20 protein-coding genes and 3 pseudogenes are annotated in these 22,082 nt (G+C 65.3%); 8 read left to right on the top strand and 15 right to left on the bottom strand.

Translation table 11 applies throughout. The annotated features are described in order from the left end of the window. Window positions 1–38: 38 nt before the first annotated feature. The 4 genes from ABIB27_RS05575 to ABIB27_RS05590 form a co-directional block, all read right to left on the bottom strand. On the bottom strand, window positions 39–287 hold the full coding sequence (locus ABIB27_RS05575; RefSeq protein WP_354215050.1) for an NfeD C-terminal domain-containing protein: 249 nt from the start codon (window positions 285–287) through the stop codon (window positions 39–41). 27 nt (window positions 288–314) lie between these two features. Next, window positions 315–1,784, bottom strand: coding sequence for a flotillin family protein (locus ABIB27_RS05580; RefSeq protein ID WP_354215051.1), 1,470 nt, complete (start codon window positions 1,782–1,784; stop codon window positions 315–317). 89 nt (window positions 1,785–1,873) lie between these two features. Then, window positions 1,874–2,731, bottom strand: coding sequence for an HNH endonuclease (locus ABIB27_RS05585; RefSeq protein WP_354253660.1), 858 nt, complete (start codon window positions 2,729–2,731; stop codon window positions 1,874–1,876). Between the two features lie 169 nt (window positions 2,732–2,900). Beyond that, the gene (locus ABIB27_RS05590) at window positions 2,901–3,362 is read right to left on the bottom strand and encodes a DUF4383 domain-containing protein (protein ID WP_354215053.1); all 462 of its coding nucleotides are present in this window, start codon (window positions 3,360–3,362) and stop codon (window positions 2,901–2,903) included. 410 nt (window positions 3,363–3,772) lie between these two features. On the opposite strand from ABIB27_RS05590, the gene ABIB27_RS05595 reads away from it, so the two are divergent. Continuing rightward, entirely contained in the window at window positions 3,773–5,083 is a 1,311-nt protein-coding gene (locus ABIB27_RS05595; RefSeq protein ID WP_354215343.1) for a cell division protein PerM, read from the top strand. A 155-nt stretch (window positions 5,084–5,238) separates the two neighbouring features. Continuing rightward, window positions 5,239–5,718 (top strand): hypothetical protein, encoded by a 480-nt coding sequence (locus tag ABIB27_RS05600; RefSeq protein WP_354215054.1) that lies wholly within the window; start codon window positions 5,239–5,241, stop codon window positions 5,716–5,718. Between the two features lie 15 nt (window positions 5,719–5,733). On the opposite strand, the gene ABIB27_RS05605 is transcribed toward ABIB27_RS05600, so the two are convergent. Continuing rightward, window positions 5,734–6,177 carry a hypothetical protein gene (locus ABIB27_RS05605; protein ID WP_354253661.1) on the bottom strand — a complete coding sequence of 148 codons (444 nt, stop codon included), beginning with the start codon at window positions 6,175–6,177 and terminating at the stop codon, window positions 5,734–5,736. 39 nt (window positions 6,178–6,216) lie between these two features. Between ABIB27_RS05605 and purN the strand changes: the two genes are divergently transcribed. Together purN and ABIB27_RS05615 are read left to right on the top strand one after the other, a co-directional pair. After that, on the top strand, window positions 6,217–6,795 hold the full coding sequence (purN, locus tag ABIB27_RS05610; RefSeq protein ID WP_354215056.1) for a phosphoribosylglycinamide formyltransferase: 579 nt from the start codon (window positions 6,217–6,219) through the stop codon (window positions 6,793–6,795). 419 nt (window positions 6,796–7,214) lie between these two features. Then, window positions 7,215–7,850 (top strand): putative endonuclease domain-containing protein, encoded by a 636-nt coding sequence (locus tag ABIB27_RS05615; RefSeq protein WP_354215057.1) that lies wholly within the window; start codon window positions 7,215–7,217, stop codon window positions 7,848–7,850. A gap of 81 nt (window positions 7,851–7,931) precedes the next feature. Here ABIB27_RS05615 and ABIB27_RS05620 read toward each other — a convergent pair whose 3' ends face one another. Beyond that, window positions 7,932–9,284, bottom strand: coding sequence for an MFS transporter (locus tag ABIB27_RS05620; RefSeq protein ID WP_354215058.1), 1,353 nt, complete (start codon window positions 9,282–9,284; stop codon window positions 7,932–7,934). Between the two features lie 174 nt (window positions 9,285–9,458). On the opposite strand from ABIB27_RS05620, the gene purH reads away from it, so the two are divergent. Continuing rightward, on the top strand, window positions 9,459–11,156 hold the full coding sequence (gene purH / locus ABIB27_RS05625) for a bifunctional phosphoribosylaminoimidazolecarboxamide formyltransferase/IMP cyclohydrolase (protein WP_354215059.1): 1,698 nt from the start codon (window positions 9,459–9,461) through the stop codon (window positions 11,154–11,156). Window positions 11,157–11,224: 68 nt separating this feature from the next. On the opposite strand, the gene ABIB27_RS05630 is transcribed toward purH, so the two are convergent. Both ABIB27_RS05630 and ABIB27_RS05635 read right to left on the bottom strand, forming a co-directional pair. Further along, window positions 11,225–11,413, bottom strand: coding sequence for a hypothetical protein (locus tag ABIB27_RS05630; RefSeq protein WP_354215060.1), 189 nt, complete (start codon window positions 11,411–11,413; stop codon window positions 11,225–11,227). Window positions 11,414–11,426: 13 nt separating this feature from the next. Beyond that, entirely contained in the window at window positions 11,427–12,401 is a 975-nt protein-coding gene (locus tag ABIB27_RS05635) for a trypsin-like serine peptidase (protein WP_354215061.1), read from the bottom strand. Window positions 12,402–12,608: 207 nt separating this feature from the next. On the opposite strand from ABIB27_RS05635, the gene ABIB27_RS05640 reads away from it, so the two are divergent. The 3 genes and pseudogenes from ABIB27_RS05640 to ABIB27_RS05650 all read left to right on the top strand — a co-directional run. Beyond that, window positions 12,609–12,836: a hypothetical protein gene (locus ABIB27_RS05640; RefSeq protein WP_354215062.1), complete on the top strand. Its 228-nt coding sequence runs from the start codon at window positions 12,609–12,611 to the stop codon at window positions 12,834–12,836. 228 nt (window positions 12,837–13,064) lie between these two features. Beyond that, entirely contained in the window at window positions 13,065–15,284 is a 2,220-nt protein-coding gene (locus ABIB27_RS05645; RefSeq protein WP_354215063.1) for an NADP-dependent isocitrate dehydrogenase, read from the top strand. A 169-nt stretch (window positions 15,285–15,453) separates the two neighbouring features. Continuing rightward, window positions 15,454–15,901 (top strand): annotated as a pseudogene (locus ABIB27_RS05650) (catalase HPII); the annotation flags it as partial. 65 nt (window positions 15,902–15,966) lie between these two features. On the opposite strand, the gene ABIB27_RS05655 reads toward ABIB27_RS05650, so the two are convergent. The 7 genes and pseudogenes from ABIB27_RS05655 to ABIB27_RS05685 all read right to left on the bottom strand — a co-directional run. Continuing rightward, window positions 15,967–16,464: a hypothetical protein gene (locus ABIB27_RS05655; protein ID WP_354215064.1), complete on the bottom strand. Its 498-nt coding sequence runs from the start codon at window positions 16,462–16,464 to the stop codon at window positions 15,967–15,969. Then, window positions 16,461–17,666 (bottom strand): serine/threonine-protein kinase, encoded by a 1,206-nt coding sequence (locus ABIB27_RS05660; RefSeq protein WP_354215065.1) that lies wholly within the window; start codon window positions 17,664–17,666, stop codon window positions 16,461–16,463. The genes ABIB27_RS05655 and ABIB27_RS05660 overlap by 4 nt, the downstream gene beginning before the upstream one ends. 269 nt (window positions 17,667–17,935) lie before the next feature. Next, window positions 17,936–18,796, bottom strand: a complete 861-nt coding sequence (locus ABIB27_RS05665) for a hypothetical protein (protein WP_354253662.1) — start codon at window positions 18,794–18,796, stop codon at window positions 17,936–17,938. Between the two features lie 87 nt (window positions 18,797–18,883). Then, window positions 18,884–19,804 (bottom strand): hypothetical protein, encoded by a 921-nt coding sequence (locus ABIB27_RS05670; protein WP_354215067.1) that lies wholly within the window; start codon window positions 19,802–19,804, stop codon window positions 18,884–18,886. A 125-nt stretch (window positions 19,805–19,929) separates the two neighbouring features. Continuing rightward, complete coding sequence (locus ABIB27_RS05675; RefSeq protein WP_354215068.1) at window positions 19,930–21,000, bottom strand: Gfo/Idh/MocA family protein; 1,071 nt, start codon at window positions 20,998–21,000, stop codon at window positions 19,930–19,932. Between the two features lie 102 nt (window positions 21,001–21,102). Beyond that, window positions 21,103–21,579: pseudogene (locus tag ABIB27_RS05680) on the bottom strand (ABC transporter ATP-binding protein); the annotation flags it as partial. Window positions 21,580–21,594: 15 nt separating this feature from the next. Beyond that, window positions 21,595–22,043, bottom strand: a pseudogene (locus ABIB27_RS05685) (ABC transporter permease); the annotation flags it as partial. Window positions 22,044–22,082 lie beyond the last annotated feature (39 nt).

The following is a 22,082-nucleotide window of genomic DNA, read 5'->3' on the forward strand; positions in this document are numbered from 1 at the left end:
CGAGGGAAAGGTTGGGTGAACACGGGGAGGGCGCAGCCCTACTGGGCGGCGCCGTGCCGCAGCAGATCCGGGAGCTCGTCCACGTACACGGTCTGCGGCGGTTCAAGGTAGATGACCAGGACTTCGTCACCCACCGCGAAGGTACTCGTTTTGTCGAACGGGTGGGCATGGAAGGCCATGATGCCGCCCAGGTACGGCAGCATGACTTCGCCGATGGTGCCCGGGCCGATGCGCCCCGTCACCCGGCCGATTTTGCCGGTCAGGCTCCGGTCAACGTCTCGGTGCATGATGGTCCCTGAGTTCCGCTGGGGTGCTCAGGCCTCGGGAGCCTTGGGGGTTTCGGTAGCCTTGGGTGGCCGCTTGGCCTCACGGACTTCGCGGCCCTCGCGGCCCTTCGCCAACGCGGACGCCAGGGAAGGGAGGTAGTCGCCCACCTGCGCAAGGATCCCGCCGAGCATCTTGTTGACCCCGTCACCGCCGTTCAGCACCGTCATCTGGCCCACATGGGAGAACGGCTCGGCGGCCGCGGCGATGATGGCCGGCATGGTCTCGGCGAGCTGCTGGGAGATGACAGCGTCCTGGTTGGTTCCAAGTGCCTCCGCCCGGGCCTTGATGCCGTCCGCTTCCGCCAGGGCCTTGGCCTTGATGGCCGACGCGGCAGCATCGCCGCGGGCCCGGGTGGCCGCGGCTTCGGCCTCGCCGGTGACCTTGGTGGCGCCGGCCGCGGCTGCTGCGGCCGTGGCGTTGGCCTGGGCCTGCAGTTCCGTCCGCCGGGCATTGGCCTGGGCTTCGAGCTCGGTGCGCCGGGCCAGCGCCTCAGCGGCGCTGATGTCTGCCGCTTTCTGGCCTTCAGCGTCGGTCCGCTTGGCGTAGGCCTTCGCGTCTGCGGGTTTCCGGACGGTGGTTTGGAGCTTCTGTTCCTCCCGGTCGGCTTCCAGCTTGGCCACTTCGGTTTCCTGCACCACCACCTGCTGCCGCGCCGTGGCGTCTGCCAGCGGGCCGGCCTGCGCGGCGTTGGCCTTGGCCCGTTCCGCGTTGGCCTGGGCCACCGACTGCCGGATGGCCGAGACGCTCTGGGCATCCGCAATCAGCGCCGCTGCCTCCGCTTCCTTCTCCGCGGCCTCCCGGTTCCGGGTGGCTTCGGCGATGCGGGCTTCCATCTTCACCTGGGCGATATGCGGCTTGGCGATGTTCTGGATGTAGCCCGTGGGGTCCTGCAGGTCCTTGATCTGGAGGGAGTCCACCACCAGGCCCAGCTTCTCCATCTCCACGCCGCTGGCGCTGCGCACCTGGGAACCCAGTTTGTCCCGTTCCCGGATGATTTCCTCCATGGTCATGCTGCCGATGATGGACCGGAGGTGGCCCTCAAAGACGTTGTAGACCTGGCTTTCCATTTTCGGCTGCTGGCCCAGGAAACGCCTCGCCGCATTCGCAATGAACGGCGGGGCATCGCCGATTTTGTAGATCACCACGCCTTCCACCACCACCTGGATGCCCTGGGAAGTCACACAGGAGACTTTCAGTTCAGTTTCATTGAGGGTGAGCGATAAGGTGCGGACCGTCTGCAGGCCGGGCAGGACCAGGGCGCCCTTGCCGGTCACAATCTTGAAGTCCATTCCGGCCCGGGTTTCCAGCGTTCCGCGGGTCAGGCCGGAGATGATCAGCGCCTCATTGGGTTCGGCCACTTTCCACGTCAGCTTGATGGCCACCCAGATAAATCCGATCACCAGGATGGCCCCAATTATGGCGGCAATCAGGGGGAAGAAGGCTGACAGGTCCGGCATGCCCAGGTCCTTTCACATGGTTTGTAGCCAGTGTGATTGGCCGCCGCCGAAGAGTCCAGAGGGAGGGCCATTTTGGTGGCCAGACTCAATTATTGGGCGGATTTTTCGTTGCCCAGAACTTCGAATCCAACCCGCTGCGCCTCAAGCTCTTCCGGGGTCACCGTGGTTCCGCGGAGGTACCCGGCGTTGGCGATGATTTGCCTGAGTTCGGCTTCGCTTCGGGGTGAGCTGACTCCGTGGTGCGCCATGGCATGGCAGTTGGGGCACAGCGGGACCAAGTCTGTGAGCGGGTCCAACTGGTAGCCGCTGCCAAGCTGGGACGCCGGCACCTCGTGGTGGACGTGGATGAAGTCTGCGCCAACCTCGCCGTAGGCCATTTCGAAGGAGAACCCGCAGGCCGCGCAATTGGTGCCGCGATGCGCGATGCAGGCCCGCCGCGCCACGGGGTCGCGTTCGTACCGGTTTACGGCGAGACGTGCGACGGCGTCATCGGGGTAGGTGCCAGGCGCCGGGAGAGTGGGGTCCGGTCCCCGTTCCGGGCCGTAATCGGCCCAGACGTCGCGGAGGCGCGCCCCGTCGCCGGGTTCGAGTTCCGTCACTTGTTCTAAAGAGCCCCAAGGGACGCTTCCGATCATCGCGTGGAGAACGTCGGCGGACACTTGGTCGCCCAGCGGCAGGAGCGCGTCGAACGCCACCTGCACAGTGATTTTCGTGGTGTCCTGGCTGGCTGACGGCCCTGGCTGTTCCGAGAGGACGACGCCATGGCCGATGAGTCCCGGACCGTGGGCTCCCAGCAGGAGCAGCCACGCATCAGTGCCTGCGGCGACACTCCGGTTCACGGTCCACGGCTCCAGGTGGAGACCGGTTACGGCCACCTGCTCAACAACTGCCGAGTAGTTCCACTGGTTCCAGCGGGCCGGGTCCCAGCCCAGGATGATGGCGCTCATGTGCCCATTGTTCCAGCGGGAGGCACCCGCGGCTGGCTGAAGGCAAAAGGAAGCCGGTGCAGCTGTTCGCGGAACCGCGCCAACTGCACCGGCGAGTAGGACGAATATTCAGAACTTTATGGATCTAACCTCATTCGCGGCTCCTATTTCCCGGCTGGTCATTTCCGGGCTACATCCTGTCGCTGGCCCTCATCCTGGACAGCAGCCAGCCACAAGCAATCATTACTACGCCGAGCACCAGATGGGTCCAGTTGTCTGTCATGTTCAGCGACAGGAAATTGGCCGCCGAAGCAACTCCGACACTGAGCCCGAAAATGCTGAGGATGATGTACAGCGCACCGGCGCCCATGAGGTAATTGCGCGCCCCGTGTTCGGTCCGGGACATCGCCCAGCCCGTGGCACCGATGGCCAGCTGCACAATGTTGAGCAGCATGGACACCTGGAACACGCCAAGGAACATGGCATGGGAATCAGGCCCAAGGAACATCAATTCGCTGTACCGGGTGGTGATGCCGGGGATAAAGCCCAGGACACCCACCACCAACATGAGAATACCTACACCCATGCCGGCATTCTGGACGTCTGCGCGCCCGAAGTGAACACCGTGAGCATGTGGGGATGCGGTAGTCATTTTTCTGCCTCCAACCACTGATTGCGGACATTCCAATTTTACGGCGGAGCTGTGGAAAAAGCGCCGGGCAGGGCCGTGATGGGGACGTCTGCCAGCGACAATCGGGGGCTTTCTGCTGGACTAAGACCCTTATGCAAACCGTCGCGATCCTCGCCCGCACAGCCGATGGAAGCGGAGTCCGTGGCGGGGCCGACGTTCCCGGGGCCGTGGACCGCGGACGGCAGAAGGTGCGCATCGGCAACACGGTGTGTTCGGGGGAGCCGGGGACCATGGTGTGTGCCCACCTGCGCACCGGAAACGGGTTCATGATCAGCACGGCGGGCTACGAACCCTGGAGAATCCCTTCTCCTGGGCCGGATGAGCCTGTCGCAGACGGACTGGCGGGCCCGGCCGTGACAACATGGGACACGATGAAACTGCGCGCTGATCAGACCGGAGACCGTGGCCTTCCCATGCCCTTGTGGCTGCAGGGAGCCCTCGAAACAGCGCAGGCAGCCATCATTTCCGCGCTCCTGGTGATTGTCTCCATTGTGGCTGTCGGGGCGACCGGCGGTTTCCTGAACACCGCCGTTGACGGCCTGGCCCGCCTCGCCGGCCAGGCGTGGCTCCTGATCCACGGGGTGCCGCTGGAGTTGGCTGCGGTCGGGTCCGGGGCGGCGGCCGTCTCGGGGTCCGGCGCCCTCACCTTGATTCCGCTGGGGCTCACCCTGATCCCGTTCCTGCTCGCGTGGCGGGCGGGACGGCGGCTGGCCCGCGCTTCTTACACCGACCAGCTTTGGCAGGCGTTGCTTGGTTCCTGGGTGGTCTACGCGGCGTTCGGTGCAGGAACCGGCTTTGTGTGCCGCACGCCCGACGTCGTTATTAACATCTGGTACGCCATGGTGATCCCGCTGGTCCCCTTCGCCCTGGGCATGGTGATCGGCGCCCGCCGCGAGGCCGGTTCGTGGAGCCGGCTGATCGGCGTCGACGCTGTGGACTGGATCTCCCGCACCAGCCAGCACTCGCGCTGGGCCGGATCCTACCTCGGGTCCGCGGCGAAGGCCGGCGTCCTGGCACTGGTGTCCGCCTTGGCACTCGCATGTGTGCTCCTGGCCGTGGACATCTTTGTCCACTGGAATTTGGTCATCGCGGTGTATGAAGCGCTGGACGCCGGCGCGGTGGGGGGTGCTGCGCTCACCCTTGCGCAGCTGGGCTACCTCCCCAACCTCGCCGTTTTCGCGCTGTCCTGGGTGTCGGGATCCGGCTTTGCTATGGGTATCGGCTCGCAGGTGGGTCCGCTGGGCACCGCTGCCGGTCCACTGCCTGCCATCCCGGTGTTTGCCGCCATCCCGTCGGGTCCGCTGGACTATGGGTTCGTGGCGCTGGTGGTCCCGGTCCTCGCCGGGTCCCTGGCGGGCTGGTGGTTCCTGCGTGAAGGCGAGAACCACTTTGACGAGTGGCTGTCCATCAAGGTGCACTCCCGCTGGTTCACGGCCACCGCGTCCACCCTGGTTCTGGGCGTCCTGATTGGCCTGGTCTCGGGTCTGCTGGCTGCGGGACTGGCGTGGCTGGCCGGCGGCTCCGCCGGACTGGGACGCCTCACCGAGATCGGACCCGACCCCTTGTGGATGGGACTCTGGGTGGCCGCGGAAGTGGGGATCGGCGTCGTAACCGGGTATGCAGCCGGACCCTGGCTGGAACGCCAGCAGCAGGTGGAAGAGGACGCGGAACGGGTCCGCTAGTTCTTGTGGGCGCGTTTTGCCGGTCCCCCTTCGCCGTCTGAAGACGCGCTTTTCTGCGGCGGAAAATCATTCCGGGGCATACCCGTTTCGCCGGCGGTTATGGGGCTAGTGTTGCAGGGGTCGGCAACCGCCACGTTTACCCTCAGGGAGGGTGCATGAACGCCAACCAATCCAGCTCCGAGCAGTTCGGCCAGCACTTAGTTAGCGTCGGGGGTTCGGACTCTGACGTCAGTGAATCAGCCTACGTGGTCACCGATGAGGACACTGTCGAGAGCGTCGTGTCGGGTTTGCGGATCAAGCAGCAACAACAAGGCGTTCCCGCCAGCAAGCCGTCAATACTTCATGCCTCCGCGCAGGTTCTGATCAGCAGGCGCGATGAGCATGACCCCGACCGTCACGCCGGAACGTCCCGGCCGGGGGAGTACCAGTTGGACATCCACCTCAGCGCGGACCACACCACCCGGGAATCCATCCCGGAAAAGGATCTTGAGCAGGCCCAGATCTGGGCGCAAGGACGGATCGAGGCCGAGGGGGCCGATTTCGGGGCCATCTACTTCCCAGCTGGCGGCGGCGTGGAACCCGGCACTGGAGCGCTGGAGTGCAGTTATGACCGCTCGGTGGGCTGGTACCGGTAGCGGACTGCCTGCGCGTTACGGGGCGACTGCCTTCGGCATTCCGGGCAACGAACGCTCCAGCTGGGCGCGGCAACTGGATAGCGCATGATCCGTCAGTGCCTGCCGCTGGCACGCCTGAAACTCCTGCACCTGGTCAAAAAACAGTGCCGACGCCAGGATGATCAGCAGCATGATCAGCGAAAGCACCAGGCCCGAGATGGTGCCGAACAGGACCAGCCTGGACTCCTTGAGCTTGGCCGACCGGACCAGCAGGAGGATCCCCAGCGCAAAGCTCGCGGCGGTCAGGATGCCGGTGAGCCAGAGATAGCTGACGTCCAACTGGTAGACGAAAAAGGCGCCCAGCACGGTGAGGATGAAGATCCGGAACAGGTTGCGGGTCTTGTTGAGCGAGGTCTTGGCCGCCTCGCTGAGCTGCGGTTTGGTCCGCTGCTGGCCAGCTGGTTCCGGGGTGGGGTTCATGGATTCCAGCCTACGCGAGCGTGCCCATAAGCTAGACCCATGCGCATCGTAGTCCTCGTTTCCGGTACCGGCTCCAACCTCCAGGCAGTCATCGACGCCGCGAAATCAGGGGAGCTGGGCGTGGAAATCGCCGCGGTGGGTGCCGACCGCGAGGGAACCTACGGCGTCGAGCGTTCCGCCGAAGCCGGGCTGGAGACGTTCGTGGTGAACTTCAACTCGTTCCCCACGCGCGACGAATGGGACGCCGCGCTGACCGCGAAAGTGGCTTCCTACGCCCCGGACGTGGTGGTCTCCTCCGGCTTCATGCGCATTGTGAGTGCCGGCTTCATTGCGGCGTTCAAGGGCAAGTACCTCAACACTCACCCCGCCCTGCTGCCCGCATTCCCAGGCGCCCACGGCGTCCGCGATGCGATGGCCTACGGCGTGAAGGTCACCGGCTGCACGGTGCACTGGGCCGACGTCGGCGTGGACACGGGTCCCATCATCGCCCAGGAAGCCGTCGCCGTTGAGCCGGGGGACAGCGAGGAAAGCCTGCACGAGCGAATCAAGATCGTGGAACGCCGGCTCCTGGTCCAGACCCTCGCAGCCCTCGCCGCCGCCCAACCCTCCCCCAACTAGCTCGCAGTTAACGTCGTGAAACCCGGGTTTCACGACTTTAACTGCGAGTCACATGGCCCGGTGTTCGCGCTCCTGTGGATAACCTCGGTGCCAGCGTGCGGATTTTGCAACCATAGAGCATGCGAATGCCTCCGCCGTTGCCCGCCGGGCTCAGCCTTATGCCGTTCACAGTCAAGGAAGCGGCCGACGCCGGTGTTACGGTCGGGCGTCTGCGGTACCGGGGGTTTCTCATCCCATCCCGCGGGTTGCGTGTTCCAATGACCGGGCAGACCGTGAATCGTTGCGCCGACATCCGGCCTTACACACTGGTTACGCCCTTTTCCGCCGCATCTCATGTGACGGCGTTCGTCTTGTGGGAGTTCCCCGGTTTCCATCCTGACGCCGACTTGCCCACCATCCACATCTCACGGCCCGACACAATGGCAATTGCGCGCCGGCGCGGCGTGACCGGACACGTGGGCCAGTTCTTCGTTGATGAAATTACGAGCCATCAAGGGATCCTCATTACGACGAGGGCCCGGACATGGCTCGATTGCGCACGGAAAATGTCCGTCGACGAGCTCACGGTTGCAGCCGACTACTTGCTGCGCATGCCCCGGCCCGAGTTCGAGGCGAGATCCGAGGCCTTTGCCTCCCGGGCGGACCTTGAGGAGATGCTTGACCGGCACAAGGGGACACCTGGGATTAGAAAGGCACGCGTGGCGTTGGAGCAGGCCAGAGTCGGATCGGATTCGGCTCCGGAAACGAGGCTGCGGCTCGTTCTTGAGCGGGAGGGGCTGCCTGAGCCGGAACTGAACTTGCGCACTCAACTGGGTGCCGGCGTCGTGCGCCAACCCGACCTTGCCTACCCCGAACACAAGGTGGCCGTGGAGTACGAAGGTGAAGTGCATTCCGATGCCGCGCAGATTGTCCGGGATATAGCCCGCGAGGAGGACTTCGCTCGTGCTGGCTGGCTGCTTGTGAGGATCTCAAAGCGGCACACGGGCGGTGGCGGCCACGCTGCCGTCGCAAAGGTCCGGTCCGCCCTGGTGGCCACTGGCTGGACGCCAAAGTAGGTCGCACTTAACGTCGTGAAAACGCGTTGTCACGACGTTAAGTGCGAGTCAGTTGGGTGGGGGAGGGGCTGGGGCGGGTGCCTACTCGAGGCGGCGCAGCCTGGTTTCGGGGGAGAAGAACGCCATCCACAGGACCGCCACCAGCACCAGCCCGCCGGCCAGGGCGAAGGACGTGGCCAGGCCGAACTCCGGCCAGAAGTAGTTGGCGAAAATGAGCGGTCCGAAGCCTGCTCCCAAGCGGGAAAACGTTGAGGCCCAGCCGAAGCCCGTGCCACGCAGCTCCGTGGGATACAGCTCCGAGACGTAGGTGTAGAGCACGGGAATGGCCACCTGCACCACAAAGCCGAACACCAGCAGCCAGAACACCGCTGCCGTGGGGATATCCACCACAAACGCCACGATCACCAGGGCCAGCGCGGACAGCGGCCCGGTGATGGCCAGGATCCACTTACGGCCCACCCGCTCCACCAACAGCGCGGCCACGATCACGCCGAGCAGCCCCACCGCCGCCATGGACGCGGTGGTTACAAAGGCCTTGTACTCGGCGAAACCGGCACCGATCAGGATCCGCGGCATCCACGTCAGGGACAGGTAGTAGACCATAAGGATGCTGAAGAACAGGGCCCAAACCGTCGCCGTGATCTTCCAGTTGAACTGCCACACCAGCCGGAGCTGATGCCACGCGCTGCCGGCGGACAGCCGCGGAACGTCCCGCGCATCGGGCAGGCTGTACGCGCGGGGTTCGGCGCCGGTGGCTGCCGCGAGATCGTCAATGACCTTGGCGGCTTCCTCCCGGCGGCCCTTGCGGATCAGGAACAGCGGGGACTCCGGCACGCTGCGCCGGATCCAGAACACCAGAAGCGCCGGCAGCACCATCACCAGCATGGTCAGCCGCCAGTCGCCGAAAGTGCCCACCAGAGCAGCGGACACAAAGCCGGCCAGGGCAGCGCCCACCGGCCACCAGCCGTCCATCGCGGTCAGTACCTTTCCGCGCTGATTGCGGGGCGTGAACTCACCCACCAGGGCGTAGTCCACCGGGATGCAGCCGCCCAAACCGAAGCCAGCCATAAAGCGGAACACGCAGAACCAGACGAAGTCGGGGGAGAACGCGCCGAACACAGTGAACAGCGAGAAGATCAGCAAGGTGGCCGTGAATGCCTTCTTGCGCCCGATGGTGTCCGCAACGGTGCCCCACACAAACGCGCCCAAGGCCATGCCGATCAGGTTGGCCGTCCCCACCCAGGCGACTTCGCCAGGAGCCAGAGCCCAGTGCGTGGAGAGCAGTGGGATGAGGATGCCGTTCAGCGTGACATCCCAGGCGTCGAACATAAAGCCGAGGCCGCCAATCACAAAGATCCGCCCCTGGACCTTCCATCGCCAGGGCAGTTCCTGGACCACTTGTTCGCCGCTGGGCACAGTGGTGTAAATATTCATCGCAGCCTCCTGCCTAAATCTTAGAGCCATGCAAAGTTGCGGGCGGCCCGCTCTACGTCGCTGCGATGGGGTCCGCAGACCTGGCCCCGCAACGCAGGTGGGGCCCAACGCGATAAACTGGCCCTATCCCCACCACCCGCGGCACTGGCCCGCGATATAAGACGGAGACTTTTAGTGAGCTTCACGCAGCCTGACCGCGTATCCATCGACCGTGTTCCCATTCGCCGGGCCCTGATCTCGGTTTACGACAAGACCGGTCTGGAGGAGCTCGCCAGGGGCCTGCACGCAGCCGGTGTGAGGATCGTCTCCACCGGCTCCACCGCCAAGAAGATCGCCGCGGCTGGTATCCCGGTCCAGGAAGTTGAGGAAGTTACCGGCTCCCCGGAGATGCTGGACGGCCGCGTCAAGACGCTGCACCCCCGCGTTCACGGCGGCATCCTGGCAGACCGCCGCGTCCCCGCGCACATGGAAACCCTCGCCGGCATGGAGATCGAGACGTTCGACCTCGTGGTGGTGAACCTATACCCGTTCGTGGAGACCGTGAAGTCCGGTGCCGCGCAGGACGACGTCGTCGAGCAGATCGACATCGGCGGTCCCGCCATGGTGCGCTCGGCAGCGAAGAACCACGCCGCCGTCGCCATTGTGGTTGACCCCACCTTCTACGGCGAGGTGGTCACCGCGGCTGCCGAGGGCGGCTTCGATTTGAAGACACGACGCCGCCTGGCAGCGAAAGCGTTCGCTCACACGGCGTCGTACGACACCGCAGTGGCTAGCTGGACGGCCAGCCAGTTCCTCGATGAGGACGGCGACGGCATCATCGATTGGCCCGCCTATGCCGGCCTTTCGCTGGAACGTTCCGAGGTGCTCCGCTACGGCGAAAACCCGCACCAGCAGGCAGCACTCTACGTGGACAAGGCGGCTCCGGCCGGCATCGCCCAAGCTGAGCAGATCCATGGCAAGGCCATGAGCTACAACAATTTCGTGGACGCCGACGCCGCCCTCCGTGCCGCGTTCGACTTCAGCGAGCCCGCCGTCGCCATCATCAAGCACGCCAACCCCTGTGGTGTGGCCGTGGGTGCCGCCGACGCCGAGGACCCGATCGCCGACGCCCATGCCAAGGCCCACGCGTGCGATCCCGTTTCCGCATTTGGCGGCGTCATCGCCGCCAACAGCACCGTGACCGCCGGCATGGCGCGCACGGTGGCGGGCATCTTCACCGAGGTGGTCATCGCCCCGTCCTTCGAACCCGAAGCCGTGGAAATCCTGTCCAAGAAGAAGAACATCCGTCTGCTGGCCCTGCCCGAAGGCTACGGCCGGTACCCGTCCGAAATCCGCCAGGTCTCCGGTGGCGTGCTGGTGCAAATGTCCGACAAGGTGGATGCCGACGGCGACAACCCGGCCAACTGGACCCTCGCGGCCGGCGAAGCCGCGGACGCCTCAACCCTCGCGGATCTTGCATTCGCCTGGACCGCCTGCCGCGCGGCCAAGTCCAACGCGATACTGCTGGCCGCCGATGGTGCTGCCGTGGGCATCGGCATGGGCCAGGTCAACCGCCTGGACTCCTGCCGCCTCGCCGTAGAGCGGGCCAACACGCTGGGCGTCACGGTGGACTCCGGGAGTGCTAGTGGGGGCGATGCCCCCGGGGGAGCTTCCAACGCTGATTCCGCAGGTGCACCCCAGCGCGCCCGCGGCGCCGTGGCTGCGTCCGACGCGTTCTTCCCGTTCGCTGACGGCCTGCAGATCCTGATCGACGCCGGCGTTCGCGCCGTCGTCCAGCCCGGCGGCTCCGTCCGGGACGAGGAAGTCATCGCCGCGGCCAACGCTGCCGGCATCACCATGTACTTCACGGGTGCGCGCCACTTCTTCCACTAAAGGGCTGAAACGCCCGACGGCGCCTGTCCCCGCTGAGGGGAGAGGCGCCGTCGGGCGTTAACAGTGTTTTAGGACGGATCGGGTGCCGGGTCCGCGTCCTCCTGCGTGGCGGGCGGACGCGGGAGCCGGAGCTCCCGGGGCTTGGCTTCCGCCATCCGCTCCGGCGTCCAGTACGCGAGGATCTCCTCGTGCGTCTGGTCCGAGACGTGGTGGCTGACGGAGTCCTTGCCCGGCTCCCGGCCAGGCGGGGACTCCACCTCGGAGGACTTCCTAGGCTGCTTGGGCAAGGTTGTAGACGCTCTGGATTTCGGCACCCCAGTAAGGGCCGTACATCACGCCGGAGTTGTTGTAGCCGTAGCTGTTGATGGAGTTCTGCGCGCCGTTGTTGAGAAGCCACGGGCCACCGGAGGAGCCGCCGGTCATGGTGCACGGGATACCTTGGGTGCCGAATTCCGGGTGAGTGGTGTCAGGGGTGGCTGTGCCTGCGCAGCTCCAAAGCTGTTCGCCGTTGAAGGGTTTGGCGGCAGGGTAGCCGTAGGAGGTGTACTGCAGGCCGCGGTGGGCGTTGAATGCCACCTCGGAGCTCCCCACGACGTCGGTGAGGTTCAGCCCATTAAGGGGGTCCATCACTGCAAACCCGGTGTCAAAGGCGATGTCGCCCTTCTCTTTCCACTGGGGCGTGGTGTACAGGTCGTTGGCAGTCCACTTACCGTAGGGTGCCGCGCCATTGTCATACGCGGGAACAAAGGTGAAGTTGGTAGCGAACGCGCCCGCACCTTCGCTGACGCAGTGGCCGGCCGTGGCCACCGTGCTTTCGTTCTGTGAGGTAACGGCATTGCCCGAACATACATAGTTGGCCGCGCCCATAGTAAAGAACACTTTGCCGATATGGGACACCGCGGCCGCCTTGCTGGCGAGCTTGGCATTGCCGTTGTCGGCCTTGGTGCCCTTGACCTTGGTGTTCTTACGGGTCTCCACTCCGACATTGTCGGAGGAGGTGAAGGAGGCGCTCCGCCCGGGGGCCTTTCCGGCCAGGACATCACCGGGAATCGCGGCCCGCATGCGGTCTGCGGTCCAGAATTCGGCTGCACCTGCGCTGTCCACCTTGGCGCTGGCCACGGAAGGCGTTGATGTTTCGTCCGACGCCGCCGGCGCGGCATTTGCGGTGCTGGCGCCAAACAGCACCAACATGGCTGCAGCCGAGAAGCTGAGGAGGCTGGCGGCCAGGGACCTGGTACGAGTCATGATTGTCCTGTCTGAACGGGTTGAACGGAGGCACCAGAGGTCCGCCGGGTAACCAATAGAACCTATCGATGCACCTCATTTTTGTAAATAGTATTTCCGCTGCATACGCGAGTCACTCTGGTAAAAGTCGAGGTCAAAGGGTAGTTTTCTCGTATCAATGGCACGTCCGATCTGGGCTCCGGACTACGAACGAAGTTGGGGCCCATCGTGATTGCTTTCTGGAAGTCCGCCAAAAAATCCGCCACCAACGGCCGGCATTTCGCCGCCGACGGGGGAGCGGAGGTCGCAGTCCCCGATCTGGAGGCCTTCACCGCGGCCCTCCAGCTTCGCGACGTTGACCCAGTCCACACGTTCACCGCCACCGAAGAACTGCGCCGCCAGGACCCCAAATACGTGCAGCTCTGGCCAAGTGATATTCCCCACAAACGGCGCTGACTGACGCACCATCTGCACCGGCTGCTGCCGGTTGGAATCCACGACGGCGACCGTCCGCACTGCGGTGCGTGCCGCCGTCGTGCGTCGCCCTGTGCCCCCAAACTGGCGGTAATACGGGGCGTGCGGCCCTCCCCGGGTAAGGCTCAAACCCGAGTACTCGGGTAAGTTAGGCGTGGTGAAATAGACCTAATTTCCAAAATCAGCCGACCTACAGGGAGACGCCCGCGCATGTCCAAGATTATCTATACCCACACCGACGAAGCGCCGATGCTGGCTACTTATTCGTTCTTGCCGATCATCGAAGCCTTTGCTTCGACCGCAGGTGTGGAGGTGGAGACCCGTGACATTTCGCTCGCAGGCCGCATCATCTCCGTGTTCGGTGACTACCTCACCCCGGAGCAGCAGATCGTCGACGCCCTTGCTGAACTGGGTGAACTGGCAAAGGCGCCGGAAGCCAACATCATCAAGCTGCCGAACATTAGTGCATCCATCCCGCAGCTGAAGGCCGCCATCGCCGAGCTTCAGAGCCAGGGCTACAACCTGCCCGATTACCCGGACAACCCGTCCTCCGATGAGGAGACGGCTGTCCGCTCGCGCTACGACAAGATCAAGGGCTCCGCCGTGAACCCTGTCCTGCGCGAAGGAAACTCGGACCGCCGCGCGCCGCTGTCCGTCAAGAACTACGCCCGCCAGAACCCGCACTCGATGGGTGCCTGGTCCGCGGATTCCAAAACCAACGTTGCCACCATGGGCGCTGACGACTTCCGTTCGAACGAAAAGTCCGTGGTCATCGAGGCCGACGGCACCATCGCCATCCAGTTGGTCCGCGAAGACGGCTCGGTGAAGGTCCTGAAGAAGGCCTTCCCGGTTCTCGCCGGTGAAGTCATCGACGGCACCGTGATGCGCGCCGCCGCGCTGGACGAGTTCCTGGCAGCCCAGGTTGTCCGTGCCAGGGAAGAGGGCGTGCTGTTCTCCGCGCACCTGAAGGCCACCATGATGAAGGTCTCTGACCCCATCATCTTCGGCCACGTGGTGAAGGCCTACTTCTCCGAACTCTTCGAGACCTACGGCAAGCAGCTTGCCGCCGCCGGACTGAGCCCCAACAACGGCCTGGCCGCCATCCTGAACGGCCTCGAGGATCTGCCGGAGGACGTCCGTGAGGGCGTCAAGGCGCTCATCCAGAAGGGCCTGGAAGACGGCCCCGCACTGGCCATGGTGGACTCGGACAAGGGCATCACCAGCCTCAACGTGCCGTCCGACATCATCGTGGACGCCTCCATGCCGGCGATGATCCGTTCCTCCGGGCACATGTGGGGCCCGGGCGGCAAGGAGGCCGACACCCTGGCCGTTCTCCCGGACAGCTCCTACGCCGGCATCTACCAGGTTGTTCTGGACGACTGCCGGGCCAACGGCGCCTTTGATCCCACCACCATGGGCACAGTTCCGAACGTGGGCCTCATGGCCCAGGCCGCTGAGGAATACGGCAGCCACGATAAGACGTTCGAGATCCAGGAAGCCGGAACGGTGCAGATCGTGGACGGTTCCGGCAAGGTGCTGGTTGAACACGAAGTTGCCGCCGGTGACATCTGGCGTGCCTGCCAGACCAAGGACGCCCCCATCCGCGACTGGGTCAAGCTTGCCGTTACCCGTGCCCGTGCGTCCAAGACGCCCGCCGTTTTCTGGCTGGATGAGACCCGCGCCCACGATGCCAACCTCATCGCCAAAGTCAACGAATACCTCAAGGACCACGACTCCGAGGGTCTGGACATCCAGATCATGTCCCCGGAGAAGGCAACAGCCTTCACCCTGGAGCGCATCCGCAAGGGCGAGGACACCATTTCCGTCTCCGGCAACGTGCTCCGCGACTATCTCACGGACCTCTTCCCCATCCTGGAACTGGGCACCAGCGCCAAGATGCTCTCCGTGGTTCCGCTGATGAACGGTGGCGGACTCTTCGAGACCGGCGCGGGTGGATCGGCCCCCAAGCACGTCCAGCAGCTGCTGAACGAAAACCACCTGCGCTGGGACAGCCTGGGTGAGTTCCTTGCCCTGGCCGTGAGCTTCGAGCACCTGGCTGCCACCACGGACAACGCGCGTGCCCAGGTCCTTGCCGACACCCTCGACAAGGCCACAGGCACTTTCCTGCTGGAAAACAAGTCCCCCAGCCGCCGTGCAGGCGAGCTGGACAACCGCGGCAGCCACTACTTCCTGGCCCGCTACTGGGCCGAGGAGCTGGCCAAGCAGACCGAGGACGCTGAGCTCGCTGCAGCGTTCTCCGCTGTGGCCGGCGAACTGACGTCCAACGAGGAGACCATCGTTGGCGAACTCGCGGCGGTCCAGGGCTCACCGGTGGACATCGGCGGCTACTACCGTCCGGACGAGGCCAAGGCTTCGGCTGTGATGCGTCCTTCCGCCACCCTGAACAAGGTCATCGCCACCCTGAACTAATCAGCAGGCCTGACGGCGTAGAGGCGGCGCTCCGGGTAACCGGTGCGCCGCCTCTTTTTCGAAACCGGGGAAGACCTTAGACGCGTCTGACTGATGGTCCGGCGGTTGTGCGATCCGGATGAACTCCTTATGGTACTAAGTACCCTTAGCATTCGGCCGTTGCCGTTGGATACTGAGGTTCGGCATGCACCAGCAGGCAGTGCACGGAGGCGGGGCGCCGTACCACCCCAATTCCCTGGACGGCGGCTGCCCCTTCCTTGCCGGCGAAGATGTGGGCGCCTTTGTGGACGTTCCGGAGGAGCTGGTGGCCTCCATCAAGCAGCGCAAGAATCCGGCATCCTTCGACGCTGCAGGCCCATGCCGCGCGGGCCGCCCTGGATGCACTGGTCGTCGTTCCGTTGGTGATTGCCCCTGCTTGCGGATACCGCGGGGAAGCGGACGACGGCGGCGTCCCCATCCAGCGCACATACCTCACGGCGCGCTCCACAGAGTTTGATGCGGTGCTCGTGGCCGGCTCAGCCAAGCCGGCCCCCGACGCCGCACCGGGCCGGGATGCCAAGGCAGCAGAGCCAGGGAGATCGCTGGACCCGCGCGTCGTGCTGCTGCTTTCCGAAGCCAACCCGAAGATGCCCACAAGAGGGGAGCGCCGCCGTGGAACAGGGTGGGCGCTCCCATCCGCGTGTCAGTCCTTGTTCGTACCCTTGCCTTTTCCTTCGCCAGCGTTCTTCCCACCCTGTGCAGGGACAGCCGGTGCGGGAACGGCATTGGCCGCCGCTGCCGCATCGGCTTCGGCCTGCTGCTGTGCCGCGGCGGCGGCCTCGGCTTCCTTGGTGGCGGCAACGGCTGCCGCCACTGCTTTAGTGAGGTCTGCACGGACGGCCGCAGTTGCCGTCATGATCGTCCGACGCCGGTCCTCGGAAATTTTCCCGTCGGCCGTTGCTGTCGCGAGGTCGGCGTCGAGCGCGTCCAGGACGGCCAAAGCACCGGCGGGGTCATTTCCCGCAGCGGCCTGACTGACGCCGAGAACCCGCTGCTGGAGTTGCTGTGCGGTGTCGTGCTGCAGGCCGGAATTCGCGGGACCGCACGCGGCCAGGGAGCCTGCGAGCAGGACAGCTGCCGCCGCCACGAACCCGAGACGAGATGCACCGCGGCCCCAGCGGTCCTTCGGTTCGGGAGTCACGGCTTCACGCTCTTCTGCAGTTCTTGGAGATGGTCACCCAGGGCGCCGGTAACGCTGGGGTAGGGGACGACGTCGGGCTTTGGCTGCGTTGCCAGGCCGAAGGTCAGCGCCGTTGCGGCTGCGGCAATTGCCAGCAGTGCCAGAACGGTGGCGAGCCAGAAACGCCGTCTGCCGCGGCGGAGTCGCTGCAGGAACGAGGCTGGACGGTCTGGCAGCGCGTCCGGAGCCCGTTGGTCCCGGCTTGCCTCGGCAGGCAGCTCCGATTCTTCGGTGATGGGGATGGACGGCGGCCTGAACGGCATCGCCGGCAGCACGCGTGTAGCTTCCGGTTCGAGTTCCCCCGGGGTGGACGCCGGTGAGACCAATGCTTGGCGGAGCACGGTTTCCACGTCGGCAGCGGCCGGGCGATCCGTCGGCTCAAGTAGCGTCATGGAGCGGATGAGGTCAGCCCATTCCGATGGGATATCGGACGGAATTTCGGGAGCGCGGTGCAGCCTTGCCACGGCAGATTCAACGGCGTTTCCCGGGTACTCAATGGTCTGCTTGATGCACTCCAGAAGGACAAGGCCAAAGGAGTAGATGTCCGAAGCGGGGGACAGGGGAGAGCCCATGGCCTGCTCGGGGCTGAGATACGCGGCCGTGCCCACCATGGTCCCGGTGGCGGTCAGCCGCGTTGAGTCCGCAATCCTGGCGATGCCGAAGTCCGTCAGCTTGGGCCGCAGTGGCTCACCTGGCCGGATCTGCACCAGGAGGATATTGCCAGGCTTGATGTCGCGGTGGAGGATGCCCAAGCCGTGCACGTAGGCCAGCGCGTCAGCAATGCCCGCGCCGATCACCGCGAGCTCGTCCAAGGGGACGGGGCTGTGCCTGATACGGCTGCGCAGGTCCTGGCCCTCCACGAGTTCCATGGTAAGGAATGGCCGTGGCTCGTCCGGGATACGGGTATCGATGCCGGCGTCGAACAGGGTGACCAGGCTGGGGTGGTTGAGTGTGGCCAGGAGCTGGATTTCGGCTTCCTGGCGTTTGAGCTCGGCTGCGTCCGGGGGTTGCGGAGCGAAGAGTTTTAGGGCCACATCGCGGCCCAGATTCTCGTCGTGGGCGCTGTAGACAGATGACATGCCACCCCGGCCAATGACCTCACCCAACCGATACCGCCCGCCGACCACTTCATTCTTGATGGAGCTAGGCGTATCCGCCACCATGACCAGTTCCTCCCCCGGTGCGCTGCGGCACTATTCTCCCTAAATCATAACGGCCAGTACTCCCTCCCGGGGCTAGTTTCGCGCACACCGACGGCCCGGCTGGGAGGTCGTACGGACCTTCCCAGCCGGACCCTCGGTCACAAGGATGAGTGCTGGTCAAAAGGCTCTGCGGTAGCCCACCTCCTTTCGGGCCGCCCACTGGAAACACGAACGACGGGCTGGTGAATCGACGGGTTCGGGTGTGCCAGATTTCCCCGGCTGAAAGCCCTCTAGGAAGTCCGGCGCCGCCTGAACATCAGCACGCCGGCAACCAGGAGGATCAACGCGAGCGGGACCAGGGAAGCTTCGAAGCCCGTCTTGGCCAGCGTTTCAGCACCGCCCTGGGCTGTTGCGCTACCTGCCCCTAATCCTGTCCCTAATCCTGCCGCTGTGACGACGCCGGTGGTGGCACCTGTGGAGGTGCCTGTGGTGGTGCCTGCAGGAAGAACGGTGATATCAGTCGTGCCGGACCCGTTGGCGCCGAGCGTGTCCGTGCCGGTACCCGGAGTGTCGGTGCCGCCCGCCGTGCCCGTTTCCGGGTCAGTGGTTCCCGGGTCCGTGGTTCCGAGGTCCGTTGTGCCGGGCTCAGAGGTGCCCGGGTTTTCGGTGGATCCGCCTATGATCACGGAGCCGTCGATGTCCAGGCCCAGACCAACATCAACGCCGGCATCCAGGCCGCCATCAGTTCCGCCGAGGCGGCCGGTGGTTCCGCCGAGGTTGACGTCCACTAGGGCTGCGACGTCGGCGGTGGTGCCGGTGCCGGGGAGTCCGGTGGTTCCGCCGAGGTTGACGTCCACTAGGGCTGCGACGTCGGCGGTGGTTCCGTTGCCGGGGCCGGGGAGTCCGTTGGTGCGGACGAGGCCCAGGTTCACGTCGACTGCAGCGGCAACATCCGCAGTGTTCGACGGCGTCGGGTCCCCCAGCAGGCCAAACGGCGTCGTGTTTGCGGATGTTGCCGCTGAGATTAGTGCGGTGGCCGTTAGGTCCGTTCCGCTGGTGGTGTCCGCAGCGCTGGCTGCGGTGGCGCCGAAGGCTAGAAGGCCGCCGGCAAAGAGGGTGCCAAACAGCCCTCTGCGAAGGTTGGAATGCATGATGGTTGTCTCCTGACAAGTTGATGTGGGCGCAGTTCAGCCACCCGATGGCCGTTTTCTGCCATGAAGAAGGCAGAAGGGGCTCAACTAGTCAGGAGAGGAACCGGGGTCGAATGACACCGGTGAGGGGGCATGCTCAGATGCGCCGCGGATCAGACAGGTACCCGAAAGTGGCAGCTCGAGATCAAAGCCATTCAGCCACGCGGCTGTGCCCGAGGAACCGGACGCTGACGAGCCGCTGCCGCCGCCCGAGCCGGGACTCGCGGGCACCGGCGCTGGCGACGGGCCTTCAGCCAGGGGCGAGCCAGCAGCGGCCGGAAGTAGGAATGCACTTGGTGTTCCGGCGCCAGTAACGGCCAGGGCCAGCGGGCCGGAAGCAGCGATCGCCGTGCCAACAGTTGCGAAATCGTCCGGAACGCCAGGTGCTGGAACTGCAGACGACGTCTCTGGCGCTGCCATTTCAGGAGCCACCACATCGGGAAGACCGACCGATGGGTCCACAATGCCCGGCAGTACCGACGGCAACGGGGTTGCGCCGGTTACCAGACCGGCAACGGGCTGCACCACGGGCTCCAGAATGGGGACTGCTTCGACGAGCGGAAGAACTGCTGCTTCCAGCGGACCCGTTAGGGCGCCATCGGTTGCGGCGGCGACGAGAACAGCCGCCCCGGAGACCGTTCCGTCCGGGACAACGCTCTTCACCACGGGGACCGAAGCAACGAGAAGATCAGCTGTGTTGGCCACGTTGCCCACCACGGGCTGCAGGAGCCCCGTCGGGGGAGCCGCCGGAACAGCAGGCATCTTGGCTTCCAGAAGCGGGTTGACCGCCCCAGCCAGCGGAGCTGAAACCGATGAGACCGGTGACGTGGCCCCGCCAAGCAGGGAACCGGAGTCCGTGGAGGAGTCGGCCGTGGCGGCGGAAGAAGAAAGTGTCAGCCAAGTCGCAGTCACCGCGCCTGCGAGGAGGAGCGGCCGGAGCAGACGCCATGGCGAACGAACCTTTGCCATGCGTACCACCCCCAGCACGTACCGTTGAGACCGACGATGTCTAGAGCCTAGGACCGTTCTGTGCCGCTCGTCTAGGGAAATCGAAAAATAAAGCCAGCAATGTTACTAATTAGTGGGCCGGCCCATCAGTGGGCATCGTTCGGGTAGCTGACCCCCAGCTGCCCGCGGACCCCGTCAAAGAGACGCATAGTTTTGATGGAATCCTCCAACGGCATCACCGGGCTTTCGGTGAGGCCCTGCTGGATGCAGCGTGTCACCTCGCGGAGCTCGTAGGTGTAGCCAATGCCTACGACGTCGAACTCCTCCTTGCGGAACCCGTCCAGTCCAACGCGGATTACCAGCTCCCGCGGATTGTTGATTGATCCCACGCTCTGCAGGTAGCCCAGGCTTCCCGCCACGGTGGCGGTCCGGGGGCCAAACGCCAGGAGCGACGACGTCATCTGGGCTTGGGCACCATGGTTGTAGCCCAGTGTCAAAGCGTTCTGGGCATCCACGCCGTCCTCGTTGACGAAGCCAGCAGCACTGACCGTCTGCGGGAATCCCAGCGTCCCCAAAGCCCACAGCAGCGGGTAGACCGAGATATCCAGAAGAGCGCCCCCGCCGGCCTGCCTCGCCCAGAGCCTGGACGTGGGGGAATAAGGCGCGGGGAAGCCCAGGTCAGCGGTCACCCAGTGCAGGTCACCGAGCTCGCCGGAGGCTGCAATCTCGAACGCCCGCTGCATGCCCGGCAGGAATCGGCTCCAGACTGCCTCCATCAGGAAGAGGTTCCGTTCCCGGGCGACTGCTGCCAGCGCGCTGGCCTCGCGGGCATTGATGGTGAACGCCTTTTCGCACAGGACGTGCTTGCCGGCGTTGAGCGCAGCGAGCACCATCTGGTGGTGCTGCCCGTGCGGCGTGGCGACATAGACCACGTCCACCGCGTCATCGGCGAGCAACCGCTCGTAGCCGGATCCGGCGTCGTCGTCCCAGTACGCCCGTGCGAAACCGTAGGCAACCGCGAAGCTTTCCGCGGTGTCCCGTCCGCGGGAACTGACGGCGTGAAGCTCGGCGTCGGCAAGCAATGCCAGGTCCTGCGACACCGAACGGGCTATCCCGCCGGTGGCAATAACGCCCCAGCGCAACGGTTTCCCGGTAGCGGACCGGGGATCCTGATCGGGCTGGCTGGACAACCACGGAGTGGCAATTAGCGCGCTCATGGTGCCCATCCTCTCACCCGGGTGCGGGAGCGTGCCGGTAAACCTGCAAAAAGTGAGAGAGCGTCCGGGCGGGAAGGCCGCACCCGGACGCTGCTGCGAGTCTCAGGCGGACGCCACCGCGTGGGACCGGACCGGTTCTTCGGTCAGCCTGCCTTGCTGGAGTCTAAAACGGCGGTCCGTCTTGTTGGCCGGCGCCCTGTCGTGCGTGACCACGAGGATGGTGGTGTTGTGGTTACGGCTGAGCGCGCTGAGCAGTTCGATGATGTGGTCCCCGGTCTGCTCGTCCAGGTTGCCGGTGGGCTCGTCCGCCAGGATCAGCTTGGGTTCGTTGGCCAGCGCGCGGGCAATCGCCACCCGCTGCTGCTCGCCGCCGGATAGCCGGTTGACTCGCTGCACCTGCTTCTCCCGATCCAGCTGGACCTGCTCCAGCAGGTCGGTGGCCCGCTGCAGCCGCTCGGCCTTGCGGACGCCGGCGAACTCCATGGGTAGCATCACGTTGGCCACCGCCGAAAGGTTCGGGATCAGATTGAACTGCTGGAACACAAAGCCGATGTCCCGGCGCCGGTACTGGGAGAGCTTGGGCCTTGCCGGTACACTGTCCACTTCGCCGCCGGTTCCTGTGGCGGTGATGGGAGCGAGCCGGCGGGCTGCGCCGGGGTGGACCCTGTGGTGCCGTTGGCGGTCTGGTTCGGGCCACCCAGCGTGCCGGCATCAAGGGCAGAGGTGAGGCTGGTGGTCAGGCTTGCGGCGGATGCACCGCCGGGGCCGCCTTGGGGAGTGCCCTGGCCGCCGGGGCCGAACTGCGTGCCGGCTGCCTGGGCGGCTGCGTGCGCCGCCACTTCGGCGTCGTGGCGCAGCCGGAGGGAACTGGTCCCGACGACGGCGCTGACGTTGGGGACGGCGGCTGCGGTTGCGGCCTGCTCGGCAGTCAGCGGCTCGCCGCCGCATTCGAAGCGCTGGCCGCCGGCGGGGTTCACTGTCAGGACGGTTTCGACCGAAGCGTTCAGCTCCTGGACTTTCGCCCCAACGGCCTGGTTTGAGAGAGGGTTTGGGCGGGGGACAGCAGAAGGCCCCGGTCCGCC

It is taken from the genome of Arthrobacter sp. UYEF21, assembly GCF_040546085.1.
Lineage (GTDB): Bacteria > Actinomycetota > Actinomycetes > Actinomycetales > Micrococcaceae > Arthrobacter.